This is a genomic window from Paenibacillus sp. SER-28, from assembly GCF_052906305.1.
This window is the reverse complement of sequence record NZ_JBRECM010000005.1, coordinates 74,368-88,273: the sequence shown is the minus strand read 5'-3', so window position 1 is coordinate 88,273 and position 13,906 is coordinate 74,368. Positions and strand designations below refer to the sequence as shown.

General features: G+C 48.5%; 11 protein-coding genes. 10 read left to right on the top strand and 1 reads right to left on the bottom strand.

What is annotated here, in order from left to right; genetic code table 11:
• Window positions 1-36 precede the first annotated feature (36 nt).
• The 10 genes from ACUYLD_RS14545 (at window position 37) to ACUYLD_RS14500 (ending at window position 13,009) form a co-directional block, all read left to right on the top strand.
• On the top strand, window positions 37-1,299 hold the full coding sequence (locus ACUYLD_RS14545; protein ID WP_446675362.1) for an acetylornithine transaminase: 1,263 nt from the start codon (window positions 37-39) through the stop codon (window positions 1,297-1,299).
• 52 nt (window positions 1,300-1,351) lie between these two features.
• The gene (gene argF, locus ACUYLD_RS14540) at window positions 1,352-2,308 is read left to right on the top strand and encodes an ornithine carbamoyltransferase (protein ID WP_446675361.1); all 957 of its coding nucleotides are present in this window, start codon (window positions 1,352-1,354) and stop codon (window positions 2,306-2,308) included.
• A 63-nt stretch (window positions 2,309-2,371) separates the two neighbouring features.
• Entirely contained in the window at window positions 2,372-3,607 is a 1,236-nt protein-coding gene (locus ACUYLD_RS14535; RefSeq protein ID WP_061829944.1) for an argininosuccinate synthase, read from the top strand.
• Between the two features lie 87 nt (window positions 3,608-3,694).
• Window positions 3,695-5,107, top strand: coding sequence for an argininosuccinate lyase (gene argH, locus ACUYLD_RS14530; protein WP_254350480.1), 1,413 nt, complete (start codon window positions 3,695-3,697; stop codon window positions 5,105-5,107).
• Window positions 5,108-5,556: 449 nt separating this feature from the next.
• Window positions 5,557-5,808, top strand: coding sequence for a hypothetical protein (locus ACUYLD_RS14525; RefSeq protein WP_069292030.1), 252 nt, complete (start codon window positions 5,557-5,559; stop codon window positions 5,806-5,808).
• Complete coding sequence (locus tag ACUYLD_RS14520; RefSeq protein WP_446675360.1) at window positions 5,801-8,260, top strand: glycosyltransferase family 2 protein; 2,460 nt, start codon at window positions 5,801-5,803, stop codon at window positions 8,258-8,260. The genes ACUYLD_RS14525 and ACUYLD_RS14520 overlap by 8 nt, the downstream gene beginning before the upstream one ends.
• 23 nt (window positions 8,261-8,283) lie before the next feature.
• Complete coding sequence (locus tag ACUYLD_RS14515; RefSeq protein WP_025721702.1) at window positions 8,284-9,291, top strand: glycosyltransferase family 2 protein; 1,008 nt, start codon at window positions 8,284-8,286, stop codon at window positions 9,289-9,291.
• Window positions 9,254-9,673 (top strand): GtrA family protein, encoded by a 420-nt coding sequence (locus tag ACUYLD_RS14510; protein ID WP_025721701.1) that lies wholly within the window; start codon window positions 9,254-9,256, stop codon window positions 9,671-9,673. The genes ACUYLD_RS14515 and ACUYLD_RS14510 overlap by 38 nt, the downstream gene beginning before the upstream one ends.
• Window positions 9,670-11,271: an ArnT family glycosyltransferase gene (locus ACUYLD_RS14505; protein WP_446675359.1), complete on the top strand. Its 1,602-nt coding sequence runs from the start codon at window positions 9,670-9,672 to the stop codon at window positions 11,269-11,271. The genes ACUYLD_RS14510 and ACUYLD_RS14505 overlap by 4 nt, the downstream gene beginning before the upstream one ends.
• A 103-nt stretch (window positions 11,272-11,374) precedes the next feature.
• A complete protein-coding gene (locus ACUYLD_RS14500) occupies window positions 11,375-13,009 on the top strand; it encodes a glycosyltransferase family 39 protein (protein WP_250260293.1) in 1,635 nt (544 codons plus the stop codon).
• Window positions 13,010-13,084: 75 nt separating this feature from the next.
• Here ACUYLD_RS14500 and ACUYLD_RS14495 read toward each other — a convergent pair whose 3' ends face one another.
• A complete protein-coding gene (locus ACUYLD_RS14495) occupies window positions 13,085-13,873 on the bottom strand; it encodes an alpha/beta hydrolase (RefSeq protein WP_069290517.1) in 789 nt (262 codons plus the stop codon).
• Window positions 13,874-13,906: the final 33 nt, after the last annotated feature.

Genomic DNA, 13,906 nt, shown 5'->3' with positions numbered 1-13,906 from the left:
ACCTATATAACCAAACGATAAAGGAGCGTGAACATAATGAGTAAGGAACCGAATACGCTGGTGAGCGAGGAAATGCCAAGCACGGATGGAAGCGGAGTGCAAACGGAAAAGGTGTCGGCAAAAGTGCAGACAGAAAGCTCCCTTTTTCCAACCTACGCAAGATACCCGCTTACACTCGTAAAAGGACAAGGAAGCTGGCTGTGGGACGATCAGGGCAAGCGTTATCTGGATTTCATGTCAGGCATTGCCGTTACCAATCTTGGCCATGCGCCTCAAGCAGTAGCTGAACGATTGAAAAAACAGATCGATGAATTGTGGCATGTATCCAATCTGTTTCATATTCCAGGGCAAGAACGGGCTGCTGCCTTACTGACAGCAAATAGCAGCGCAGATGCCGTGTTTTTCTGCAACAGCGGGGCCGAAGCGAACGAAGCTGCAATTAAGCTGGCGCGTCGTTACCACCAGAAGGTAAAGCAGACCGGTCGCTACGAAATCATTACGTTCACGCAATCCTTTCACGGACGGACGCTGGCAACCTTGACCGCTACGGGTCAGGACAAAGTTAAAGAGGGATTTTTACCGCTTCCTGCCGGGTTCAAAAGTGTTCCGCTTCATGATCAGACGGCGCTTGAAGCAGCCATTAGTGAGCACACGGCGGCAATTATGCTGGAAATGGTGCAGGCCGAAGGTGGCATGTATCCGGTAGACCCTGCTTTCGTAGCTGTGATTACAAAGCTGTGCCGCGAGCATGGTTTGCTGCTGATCATTGACGAGGTACAAACAGGTATGGGACGGACGGGCAAACTGTTTTCCTTTGAGCATTATGGTATAGAGCCGGATATCTTTACTTTGGCGAAAGGACTGGGCAGTGGTTTCTCTGTGGGTGCGATGCTAGGCAAAGGATATTTGCGTGAAGCGTTCACAGCGGGCAGTCATGGTTCTACCTTTGGAGGTACGCCACTTGCTATGGCAGCGGTTCAAGCTACTATTGAAACGATTATTGATGACAAGCTACCAGAACGTGCAGCTGAGATGGGAGATTACCTTTTCCATAGTCTGCAAAAGCAGCTTGGAGATAGTCCTTTTGTAAAGGATATCCGTGGAAAAGGTCTGATGGTTGGTATTGAGTGTGCGGAACCGGTAGCGGAGCTTGTTTTGGCAGGACAGAAGAAGGGCATTCTGTTCATTACAGCAGGACCAAACGTGATTCGTCTGTTGCCTAACTTGTATGTAACGAAAGACGAAATAGATCAGGCTGTAACCTTGATTGCTGAATTGATTCGGGAGCATGTGGCTTAGTGTAAAGGCCAAATCATCCTTCCTAGACTAGAGTGTAAAAGGAGACGATAGCATGAGCCAGAGCGGCGCACTGCAGCAGATGAATTTGAAAGGACGGGACTTCCTAGAGCTGGACGACTACTCGCCAGAGGAAATCCAGTATTTAATTGATCTCGCCATTGAAATTAAGCGTAAGCATAAAAACGGGGAAACTTATCAGCCGCTAAAGGGGAAAACGCTCGGACTGATTTTCGAAAAATCCTCTACACGTACACGGGTATCTTTCGAAGTCGGTATGTATCAATTGGGCGGGCATGCCCTTTTCCTCAGCAAAAATGACATTCAACTGGGACGCGGCGAACCGATTAGCGACATGGCTCAAGTCATGTCACGTTATCTGGATGGCATTATGATTCGTACCTTTGGACACGATAATGTGGTAGAGTTGGCACGTTATGCGTCCGTTCCTGTGATTAATGGATTGAGTGATTTGGCGCATCCATGCCAAGTACTAGCCGATTATCAAACCTTGTATGAGCAAAAGGGTAAGCTAAAAGGGCTCAAATTGGCTTACATCGGAGACGGTAACAATATGGCTCATTCCCTCTTAATTGGGGGAGCAAAGCTTGGAGTGCATGTGTCCATTGCAAGCCCAGTTGGATACGAGCCGGACCCGAGTGTGGTCGCAGCTTCCCGTGAAATTGCCAAACAGACAGGGAGTGAGATCGTTATAACCCAGAGTTCGCAGGAAGCAGTGCAAGATGCGGATGCGATCTACACAGATGTGTGGGCGAGCATGGGGTTTGAGGAAGAGCAGAAGGAGCGGGAGCTTGCTTTTGCCGACTTCCAGGTGAATGAGGAGCTAGTCAAGCTGGCGAAGCCGGATTATTTATTCCTGCACTGTCTGCCTGCGCATCGTGGGGAAGAAGTAAGCGCAGGCGTAATCGATGGTCCGAATTCGGTCATCTTTGATGAAGCAGAGAATCGTCTGCATGCGCAAAAAGCACTGTTAGTTGCTTTAATGGCATAAATTTGATAGGTATTGATAGGTAAAGAAGATAAAGGCTAGAAGCATTCGGGGAGGACTTCAACAATGGCAAAAGAAAAAATCGTACTCGCATATTCCGGCGGTCTGGATACGTCGGTCATTCTGAAATGGCTCAAAGAAACTTATGATGCTGAAATCATCGCATTCACCGCAGATATCGGTCAAAAGGAAGAGCTGGACGGTTTGGAGGAAAAAGCACTCGCTACAGGGGCTTCCAAAGTGTACATTGATGATCTGCGTGATGAATTCGCCAAGGATTTTATCTATCCGATGTTTCAGGCGGGTGCTTTATATGAAGGACAATATTTGCTCGGAACGAGTATTGCACGTCCATTGATCGCTAAGCGGATGGTCGATATTGCGATTGCCGAGGGAGCAACAGCCATTGCTCACGGGGCAACAGGCAAAGGTAACGATCAGGTACGCTTCGAGCTGAACGCGGCGGCGTTGACGCCGGATATCAAGGTGATCGCACCTTGGCGGCTGGAAGAGTTCCGCAATCAGTTCCCGGGCCGTGCAGAAATGATTGCCTATGCGGAAAAACACGACATTCCGGTAACTGCTTCTGCAGCCAAGCCATACTCCATGGACCGTAATCTGCTGCACATCAGCTATGAAAGCGGCGTGCTGGAGGACCCTTGGTTTGATCCAAGTGCTCCTGAAAATAAAGGAATGTTCTTGCTCAGCAACGCGCCTGAGGACGCTCCTGATGAAGCAGAATATTTGGAGTTGGAATTTGAAGCAGGTAACTGTGTCGCTTTGAACGGAGAACAGCTAAGTCCATTGCAAGTGATGGAAAAACTGAATGAGCTCGGCGGCAAGCATGGTATCGGACGTGTGGATATGGTAGAGAACCGTTTTGTCGGCATGAAAAGTCGGGGAGTCTATGAGACGCCGGGCGGTACGATCCTGTTCACAGCTCACCGCAAAATGGAATCCATCACGATGGATCGCGAGGTTATGAATTTGCGTGATAGTCTGATTACCCGTTATGCTACCTTGGTTTATAACGGTTTCTGGTTCGCACCGGAACGTGTCGCTTTGCAGGCCCTGGTTCATGAGAGTCAGAAAAATGTCAGTGGTACCGTGCGCGTGAAGCTGTACAAAGGCAACGTTATCGGTGCAGGCGTTAAGAGCCCGGTTAGCTTGTACAACCCGGACATTGCAACCATGGAAGCCGACCCGACACAAGCCTACGATCAAGGCGATGCAACAGGCTTTATCCGCTTGAATGCTCTGCGTTTGAAGGTCAACGCGGGCGTAACACAAAATCATAAATAATAATGTAACCTAAAAAAATGTACGGAATGCGGGCCGTTCTTGTCCAAACGACGAGGGCGGCTTGTATTGCAGAGAGGGGATCATGCAATGAGTAAGCTATGGGGCGGACGCTTTACGAAGCAAACGAATAAGCTGGTAGAGGAATATACGGCTTCTATCGGGTTTGATCAGGCATTGGCGGAAGAAGATATTCAAGGCAGTTTGGCTCATGTGGCCATGCTGGGGAAATGCGGAATTATTCCGCAGGAGGATGCAGACACGATCAAGGAAGGACTGCACACGGTCCTGGAGCGTATCCGCCGTGGGGAAATTGAATTTTCCGTTTCGGATGAGGATATTCACATGAATATCGAAAAAAATTTAATCGAGGCCATTGGTCCGGTCGGAGGTAAGTTGCACACTGGGCGCAGTCGTAACGATCAGGTAGCAACGGATATGCACTTGTATTTGCGAGGACGTGTGGTATCGCTGGTGGGTATGCTGCATGACGTACAAGCTGCATTAATCGGCCAGGCAAAGGATAATCTGAACACGATTGTACCTGGATATACACACTTGCAGCGTGCGCAGCCTATTTTATTTGCACATCATCTGCTGGCGTATGTGTCTATGCTGGAGCGTGATATTGACCGACTCAAAGACAGCTATAAGCGGATTAACGTGTTGCCGCTCGGTGCTGGCGCTTTGGCCGGGACCACTTTTCCGATCGACCGTCACTTTGTAGCCGAGCAGCTGGGATTTGATGGTGTATATGAAAATAGCCTTGATGCCGTCAGCGACCGAGATTTTATCGTAGAGTTCCTGGCTGGCGCCTCGCTGATTATGACGCATTTGTCTCGTCTGAGCGAAGAATTGGTGCTATGGAGCAGCACGGAGTTTGGTTTTGTCGAGCTGGATGATGCTTTTTGCACAGGCAGCAGCATTATGCCACAGAAGAAAAACCCGGACGTACCGGAGCTGGTACGTGGTAAAACCGGACGTGTCTATGGAAACCTCGTCGGCTTGTTGACTGTATTGAAATCCTTGCCGCTGGCATACAACAAGGATATGCAGGAGGACAAGGAAGGGATGTTCGATACCGTTGCCACGCTGGAAGGAGCCTTGCAACTGTTCGCACCGATGATCGCCACGATGAAGGTGAACAAGGATCGTATGCGTCAAGCGGTCAATCAGGATTTTTCCAACGCAACGGATATTGCGGACTTCCTGGTCGGCAAAGGGCTTCCATTCCGTCAGGCGCATGAGGTCATTGGCAAAACCGTACTGTATTGCATCCAGCATGGAAAATACTTGCTTGATCTGACACTGGACGAATTCCAGCAGTTTTCGGATCTGTTTGACGAATGTATCTATGAGGTACTTCAACCAGAAGCGGTAGTGAATGCACGGAATGTATATGGTGGAACCGCTACCGGGCAGGTACAGGCAGCTATTGGGCGCAGTGAACAGCTCCTGGCGAATACATCAACATGGTTTGAAGGGCACAAGCCGAAAAATTAATCAGTAAAGAAAGATATTATTCTCTTGCATAGCAGCGGGATGCTGTGTAAAATCAAATTTTAAGGAATTAGCAATCTAAGTTTCAAAGGCACCGTTCGCGGTGTCTTTTGTGTTTTTTGGGGCATTAATTCATAGTTCCAAATACCTATTAATACACTGGTGTGAAAGTTTCTAGAATTTACATTTTTGTATACTACACCTATGATGATTATGGTAGAATAGCACTAAGTTTTTCATCGAATTACCAATTCAATAGGACAAGAACTATATTCAATAAGTAAATGTCAAGTTACTAGGGGCTCTTTTGATCAGGCGAATTTCATAAATGTGTAAATGAAGGGCTTGAATGAGAACATAGGTATGTCCTGGTTTTTTAGGAGAACGGTAAGTAAAAGCTCTAAAGTAGCGACGTAGCTGAAGGCAGAGTCGGGATGATCCAGGGAGGTATTATGAGAACTAAAAGGACGGCGCGTCAGTTAAAGAGCGCTTGGATCGGTTATCGCGCTTCTGAAGCCGATCAACTGATATCTTCATTGCATGAGGAACGGGTGCAAGCGGAGGAGTTACTGCGTGAGGAGCGGGAACTTTTCCACGCGGCGCTGGAACGGAAAAAGCAGCGGGATGCGGAGTTAAAGCAGCTGCTTGCGGATGCGCTTGCGGAAGAGCGGCGCTGGATTGAAAGGGCGGGAATTCATGGGTGACAAGCTTAGGTGGCAGGTTGGAGGAGTTTCAATTCGCCAAACCAAGAGAAGAATAAAAGAAGAGCGTCAGCGAATCGAACAACTGCAACAACAGCTAGAGGCTCAGCGGTCAGAGCAGGCCCCGGTGCTGTACAAGCTTGATTTTCATATCGAAGAGTTGGAACGGCGACTTCAGGATACAGAACTACGTATCCAGGCGATACAGAACGCCAATGATACAGCAGCAGCTGTGGAACAATTGCTGGATGAAGGGTTACAGGATGGACAGGTGCAGGAGGCTCAAGTCCAATATGCATCTGGGCAGGAACAGGTAGCGGCAGGAACCGCTATGGGCGTTGCTTCCAGTATCTCTGGTACGGAAGGCGAAGAGGCAGTAAGAGGAATGCAGAGCGGACGAAACGGCAAGGCCCGTCTGGGGGATCAACTGGTGGAGAACGGGATGATCACCCGTGATCAGCTGACAGATGCCATCCGCAACCAGAAGCGTTACGGTGGCAGGCTGGGCGATATTCTTGTAGAAATGGGCTTCATTACAGCCGAGCAGCTACAGGAACAGGTTGGCGGCGACGAGTCCAAGGAGCGCCTAGGCGATATGCTGGTTCGTTCCGGCTATATATTACCGGAACAACTGGAGCGCGCACTGGAGTTCCAGGCGAAGAGCGGCGGACTACTGGGAGACATCTTGCTGTCATTGCAAATGCTGGAACCTGCCGATCTGTACCGCGCGATTGCTACACAGAACCGAATCGGGCGTATTGGTGAGGAACTCGCACTGGATGCGGCGTACAAACTACCCGAGCAAGTGGCAATGGCTTACGGCGTGGTCGTCATCCATCAATATATGAACCGTTATATTGTGGCGGTCAGTGATCCACTGCCAGAAGAGCGACGCTTGAAGCTGGAAGAAATTTTGGGTATGCCGGTAGAGCAGGTGCTTGCTACGAAGGAAGAGATGGAGCAGCTCTGGGGTAAAATCTACGGTGAAGAAATGATGCAGGAGAGCACGACCGGGCTATTGGAAAAAGAACCACACAATTCAGCACGGACGACCTTTACAAAGGGACAGCTCTGGGTGTTCGCGGCCATGGGTATGATTACACTGCTCGGTCTCCTCTGGAACAGTTGGAAAACGGTGTTGATCATCAATATGATGATTCAGCTGTTTTATTTTGCCATGACGCTATTTAAATTTGGCATCATTTATCTCGGTTCCCGGCGTGGGGCGCAGCTTCGTTTTACGAAGGAAGAGGTTGACGCCATGGATGAAAAGAAACTGCCGATCTATACCATTCTTGTACCTATGTATAAGGAAGCGGGCGTGCTTCCGATGTTATTGCGGAATTTGGAGCAACTGGATTATCCAAAGTCCAAGCTGGATGTGCGGCTGCTGATTGAAGAGGACGACATAGAGACGATTGAGCTACTTCGGGAAATGAAGCTACCGGCCTATTACACGACACTAGTCGTTCCAGACGGTTTGCCGAAAACCAAGCCGAAGGCATGTAATTACGGACTTATTCGGGCACGTGGCGAGTTTGTCGTGATTTACGATGCTGAGGATCGTCCCGACGCTGATCAGCTTAAAAAGGTCATTGCAGCGTTCGATTCACTCCCTGAGCATTATGCGTGTATTCAGGCGAAGCTCAACTATTTTAATAGTACACAAAATCTGCTGACCCGCTGGTTCACTCAAGAATACAGTATGTGGTTCGAGTTACTGCTGCCGGGTATTATGCAGTTAGATACCCCAATTCCGTTAGGCGGCACATCCAATCATTTTCGGGTATCTGTATTAAAAGATATTAATGCGTGGGACCCCTACAATGTAACCGAAGATGCCGATCTGGGCATACGTCTGTATAAAGGCGGCTACAAAACTGCTATTGTCGATTCCCGCACATGGGAGGAAGCTAACAGCCGCGTGGGCAACTGGATTCGTCAGCGGTCACGCTGGATCAAGGGGTATATGCAGACATGGCTGGTTCATATGCGCAATCCGGTTAAGCTGGTGCGCGAAGTGGGCTGGAAAGGCTTTTTCGGCTTTCAGGTGATGATTCTGGCAACTCCGATGTTGCCGTTGCTGAATCCGATTTTTTGGGGGTTGCTTATTTTATGGTTTGGCTGGGAGTTGTCCTTTATTCCCAAGCTATTCCCGGGTTATGTGTATTACCTGGCCAGCGCGGAGTTTTATATCGGTAACTTTCTGTTCGTATTCAGTAATGTGGCCGGAATGTATTGGGTCATCGGGGAACTGGAAGAGCGCGGTGAACGAACATTTTCATACGCGATGGTCAAATACGGGCTACTCTCGCCGTTATATTGGGTACTTATGAGTATAGCTGCGGTGAAAGCCGCTTGGCAGCTCATTACCAAGCCGTTCTATTGGGAGAAGACCACGCATGGTCTGACCGATATGCACGACTTGGATGATACCCCGGCACAGTCCTCCTGAATATGAAGAAAGAAGGAGCAAGAATGGAGACAAAAACACCTTTTTTATCCGTCGTCATTCCCATGTACAATGAAAGCTCGCATCTCGAGCGGTCGCTTAAGGTAATTGATGGGGTATTGTCTGTTGTCACCTCACGCTATGAGCTCATCATAGTAGATGATGGTTCCAAAGACGATACGTGGCTCAAGCTGTCCGAATTGTCCCGTCGTATGCCCTCTTTGCTCGCGCTCCGGCTGAGTCGGAATTTCGGTAAGGAGCTGGCGTTGTGCGCAGGTCTGGAAAATGCCTCTGGCGATGCGATTATTGTCATGGACGGTGATTTGCAGCATCCTCCTGAAATGATTGGAGAAATGGTACGTTTATGGCAAAATGAAGGTTATGATTTGGTCGAATGTGTGAAAGAATTTCGGGGAGAAGAGTCGGTGGGCAAAAAGCTCGGTGCTTCATTGTTCTACGCGACCCTGAACCGCTTGACGGGCTTTAATCTCAAGGATGCCTCCGATTATAAGCTACTGGATCGACGAGTGGTGGATGCCTGGATGGCGATGCCAGAGCGGATGCCGTTTTTCCGCGGGATGACAGCCTGGCTAGGTTTCCGTAAAACCCAGATCTCATTCCGGGTGGCTCCACGCGAAGAGGGGCCAAGCCGCTGGAGTCCGTTAGGGCTGATTCGACTGGCAGCAGAAGCGATCGTTTCGTTTTCAACAGTACCGTTGCGGGTAGTAAGTCTGATGGGCCTCATTTTTATGCTGATTTCAGTCGTATTGGGGATTCAGACCTTAATGCGCAAATTAACGGGTGACGCTGTGACCGGTTTTACCACTGTGATTTTGCTGCTCTTGATTATTGGCAGTGTACTCATGCTGTCGATTGGAGTGGTAGGAGAATATATTGCCGCCATATATCACGAAGTCAAAGCTAGACCTCGCTATCTGATAGCAGATAAACGGGCGAATGCTGACCGATTGTGGGTGGACAGGGAGTTTAATCAACATGATCAGACGTTCATATCTAAAGTATCCAATCATTAAATACGGTATTGTGGGGTTGCTGGGTACAGGTATCCATGTGGGTGTGCTTGTGCTGCTGGTGGAGTTGTTTACGGTACCAGCAGTAACGGCTACTACAATCGGATTCGTGGTTACATTGCTCGTTTCGTATGTGCTGAACCGAAACTGGACGTTCGAGCCTACCGGCGAGGGAAGTCGCACCCAGTTTCTTAAATATTTATTGGTCTGTACCTGTGGCTTGCTCTTAAATGCCGCTCTGATGTACGTGACCATTCACTGGATCGGTTGGTCGTATCTGATCGGTGAAGTACTAACTACCATCATCGTGCCTGTTCATAATTATTTCTGGAACCGCTACTGGATCTTCTCCGTTCCGCAACAGCGTCAGAAAGAGGTTTCATGATTTTAAGAAAACACGGAAAATTTCTATCATTGTTTGCTTGTATTACTGCTCTTGAACTGGCCGTGGGTGTGTATTTTGCATGGTATCTTGGTTATATGCATACCGATGCGCTCAGTCGAGTGGCTAACGCATTTTATGTGCTATACAGTCGTGACCCACACTTGGGTGCTATCGGGTTTGTATGGAATCCCCTGCCCAGTTTGATGGAACTGATTGTGCTGTTGTTTTATCCTTTATTTCCAGTACTCGCTTCCCACGGGCTGGCGGCAGTGATTGTGAGCAGCCTGTTTGCAGGGGCGAGCGCGGCATTATTGTATGCGACGGGCAAACAGTTGGGGCTTCACGGTGCAACCAGCTTGCTGATTGCGCTATTATTTTCACTGAATCCATTTATGTTTCTGTTTGGCTTCAACGGCTTAAGTGACTCGCCATATATCTTTTTCATCCTGTTGACAGTGAGTCGATTTTGTATGTGGTTGAAGGATCGCAAGGCGGCGAATTTGATCGTATCCGGTTTTGCGCTTGCACTGGCTTTTTGGGTACGCTATGAAGCGGTTCCGCTTGGCGTTGCGATGGCTTTGGGTGTATTGCTGACGATCTTTTTTCTGCATAGGTGGCGTACAAACAGAGAGATGTTTAGAACGGAATTGTCTTTAAAAGAGCGCCTGTACAAGGTGGAAGCGACATGGCTTCTATTGTTGTTGCCACTTGTTTTTTCCGGTCTGCTGTGGCTCTTTTTTAACTGGATTATCATGGGCGATCCGCTTTACTTTTTACGCTCGCAATATTCCAATTCCACACAATCAGCGGCTTTGTTAGAGGATCAACGCTTTGTGGCCATGTTTGCCCACCCTGTGCTGATGCTAAAGTTTATCGGGCAACGAACCTTATGGTATGCTGCTCCGTTGATTGCCATTTTGCTCATACGTTTGTTGGACAAACGTCTGTTGAGTTGGAGCACGCTTACGCTATTAGCAATCTTTTTATCGGTGCCTGGACTTCAGCTTTTGCTGATGCTCAAGCACTCTTCTTTTGGGTGGTTCCGATATTTTATGTATGTGTTCCCGATTACGGTTGCCTGGTTGCCGTATGAGCTAAGTTTATTGAAGGGGAAAATGAGGGGGATCGGAATCTCTCTGGTAACAGCAGGAATGTTGGTAACAGCAGGCTTGTTATCCTACGCACTGACGAACCCCGCGATTGCAGCAGATGAACACAGCTATTTGACGCATAGTGGTAATGAAAGCTACGAACGTCAAATTATTGAGCGGAAAATAGCGCCGTGGCTGGATGAGCATTATGGTTCATCTCTCATTTTGACAGATTCTTATGCCGCCTATCCGATCATTTTGAGCAGCAAAATCCCGAAGAAGTTTATGATTACGAGTGATTTTGATTTTGGGGAATCTTTAATGGATCTGCCTGCTTCCAAGGTGGATTATGTCTTGGTCACGCGCTTGGTGGATGGGGTACCGCTGGATCAGGTAAATCGGAACTATCCTGATTTGTTCGAAAAGGGAGCGTCGTGGGCCTCACTGGTACATGACTTTGACGGGCAGTGGCGACTGTACAAAATAAAGCATGAAGAATCGAAATAATTATTATATTTTAGTGCATCGTAGCGGAGGGAAGAATACAGCTGTAGGGTGTGAGTGGGCTACAGCTGTATCGCCGCAAGAAGTTTGAGGGGGAACGAGAGGAATGTCCTTTCGCAAATGGTCTGCAAGCAGATGGATGGCTATAGGTCTGTTTGTATTTATACTTGCATTGGAGCTGTCTGCGGGCATCTATTTTAGCTATGTTCTGGGATATATGCACACAGATGCACTCAGTCGCGTAGCTAATGCATTTTATGTGTTGTACAGCCGCGACCCGCATCTGGGCGCAATCGGATTTATCTGGAATCCACTACCCAGTCTTCTGGAAATGGTGATTCTACTGCTGTATCCAATCTTTCCGGCATTAGCCACCTATGGATTGGCTGCTGTCATTCTTAGTGCTACCTTTTCCGCTTTGACCGCTATGCTGCTGTATCGGGCGGGGGTCAGAACAGGGCTTAGCTCAGGGATGAGCATCTTGCTGGCACTGTTGTATGCACTGAATCCGTTTATTTTACTGTTTGGTGCCAATGGGCTGAGCGATTCGCTATACATATATTTCATTATGATGACGGTGATTGAGTTTGCATTGTGGCTCAAGGATCGCATGACGGCAAGCCTGATTGTTTCTGGATTAGCGCTTGCCATGGCGTTCTGGACTCGTTATGAAGCGGTTCCTCTGGGCGTGGCAATGGCGGGTGGAGTGGTATTGGCGATCCTGTTTCTACATCGAAACATGGGCAGACGTGAGCTGGCCTTGCGAGAAAAACTGCACAAGGTCGAGGCAACTTGGTTACTGCTTCTGCTCCCGGTGGTCTTTTCCGGGCTGTTGTGGATTTTCTTCAACTATCTCATTATGGGGAATGCTTTTTACTTCCTGAATTCGGAGTATTCGAACACAGCCCAATCGGCAGAGCTGCTGAATGATGATAAGTTTGTAGAGATTTTCTCCAATCCGCTGGTGGCCTTGAAATTTATTGCTTCCAAAACACTCTGGTATTCGGTACCGTTGTTTGCTATTCTGTTCATTCGTCTGTTAAGTGGGCGCTTGTTCCGATGGGGAACACTGATTATTTTGCTGCTGTTCCTGTCGGTGCCGGGGTTGCAATTTTTACTCATGATGAAGCAATCTTCGTATGGGTGGTTTCGTTATTTTATGTACGTGTTCCCAATTACTGTAGCTTGGTTGCCCTATGAGCTGAGCCAGCTTCAGGGACGATGGCGGAGGGCAGCCTTTGGCCTGGTATCCGTCAGTCTGCTGCTTACCGCTGGATTACTTTCCTATGCGTTGACTCGCCCGGATATTGCACCGGATGAGAACAGCTTTCTCACACGAACGGGTAATGTGAACTATGTGAGACAGGAGTCAGATCGTAAGATTGCCGTCTGGTTGGATGAGCATCTGCCGAAGTCTACCATTATGACCGATTCGGCTTCAGCCTACACGATGATTGTCTACAGCCAATATCCCAAACGCTTCCTGATCACCAGTGATTATTCGTTCAATAAGGCATTAAGTTATCCGCAGGATAACCATGTAGATTATATCCTTGTACCTAAGATCATGTCAGGCATGCCACTGAGTAAAATCAATATGGTATATCCGAATTTATATGAAAAAGGCGCTCCTTGGGTCCAGCTTGAACGTGAGTTTAACGGTGAGTGGCGCTTGTACAAGGTGCTGCCCAAGTCACTAACTAAAGCCTCTCCCTCGACGGAGACCACGACAAATCCGTAATGTGCAAAAAAATCCCCGAGCCTATCCCTTCGCCATGGTGCGATGAGGGAAGCTGCGGGGATTTTTTTAACCTGTTTAGTGCTCTTTGAGTGGTAGCCACGCCAGTACATCCTGAATTTTCGCGTCCCAGTATCCCCATTCATGAGCCCCAGGACCTTCTTCGTAGGTCAGCGGAACTCCGGTAGTATTACATGTTTCACGGAAAGCCTGATTTCCCTTATATAGAAAATCCTCCGTGCCGCAGCATTGGTAAAGCCGGGGAAGCGAGGTCCCCAAGGCAGCATGACGTTGTAACAGTTCCAGCAAGTCGTGATCCGTTCCACGTATTTCATCTGGACCAAAAATGTTAAGCCACTCCGCTGGACTCATCGCATTTTGCATAGGATCGGTGCGTGATGCGTGTAAATCCATGACTCCCGAAAGGCTCGCAGCGGCTGCAAAACGCTCTGGATGCTGTAGTGCCAGTTTGAAAGCACCATATCCACCCATAGAAAGCCCAGCTACAAAATTGTCTTCACGCTTGTCGGACAGAGGAAAGAATGAACGTGCCAAAGACGGCAATTCTTCACTGATAAAGGTCCAATAAGCCGCTCCTTGCTCCATATTCGTATAGAAACTCCGATGTACCTGGGGCATGACGACAGCTAGGCCCAATGAGGCGACATAGCGTTCAATGGAGGTTCGACGCAACCAGGTTGAATCATCGTCCGACAGGCCATGCAGCAAATATAGCGTCGGATGTGGCCCGGTTCCTTGCTTGCCCTCTAGTCCGATTTGCGAACGGGTTGCCTGAGGAAGAATAACATTCATGGATGTGCTCAGACCTAGAACTTCCGAATAAAACTGACATTGAATAAGAGCCATAAGAAGACCTCTTTCCTAGGGTTTTGTGACCTC

Coding starts and splice junctions, on each gene's coding strand:
- ACUYLD_RS14545 (WP_446675362.1), top strand. CDS start 37: ATGAGTAAGGAACCGAATACGCTGGTGAGCGAGGAAATGCCAAGCACG.
- argF (WP_446675361.1), top strand. CDS start 1,352: ATGAGCCAGAGCGGCGCACTGCAGCAGATGAATTTGAAAGGACGGGAC.
- ACUYLD_RS14535 (WP_061829944.1), top strand. CDS start 2,372: ATGGCAAAAGAAAAAATCGTACTCGCATATTCCGGCGGTCTGGATACG.
- argH (WP_254350480.1), top strand. CDS start 3,695: ATGAGTAAGCTATGGGGCGGACGCTTTACGAAGCAAACGAATAAGCTG.
- ACUYLD_RS14525 (WP_069292030.1), top strand. CDS start 5,557: ATGAGAACTAAAAGGACGGCGCGTCAGTTAAAGAGCGCTTGGATCGGT.
- ACUYLD_RS14520 (WP_446675360.1), top strand. CDS start 5,801: ATGGGTGACAAGCTTAGGTGGCAGGTTGGAGGAGTTTCAATTCGCCAA.
- ACUYLD_RS14515 (WP_025721702.1), top strand. CDS start 8,284: ATGGAGACAAAAACACCTTTTTTATCCGTCGTCATTCCCATGTACAAT.
- ACUYLD_RS14510 (WP_025721701.1), top strand. CDS start 9,254: ATGATCAGACGTTCATATCTAAAGTATCCAATCATTAAATACGGTATT.
- ACUYLD_RS14505 (WP_446675359.1), top strand. CDS start 9,670: ATGATTTTAAGAAAACACGGAAAATTTCTATCATTGTTTGCTTGTATT.
- ACUYLD_RS14500 (WP_250260293.1), top strand. CDS start 11,375: ATGTCCTTTCGCAAATGGTCTGCAAGCAGATGGATGGCTATAGGTCTG.
- ACUYLD_RS14495 (WP_069290517.1), bottom strand. CDS start 13,873: ATGGCTCTTATTCAATGTCAGTTTTATTCGGAAGTTCTAGGTCTGAGC.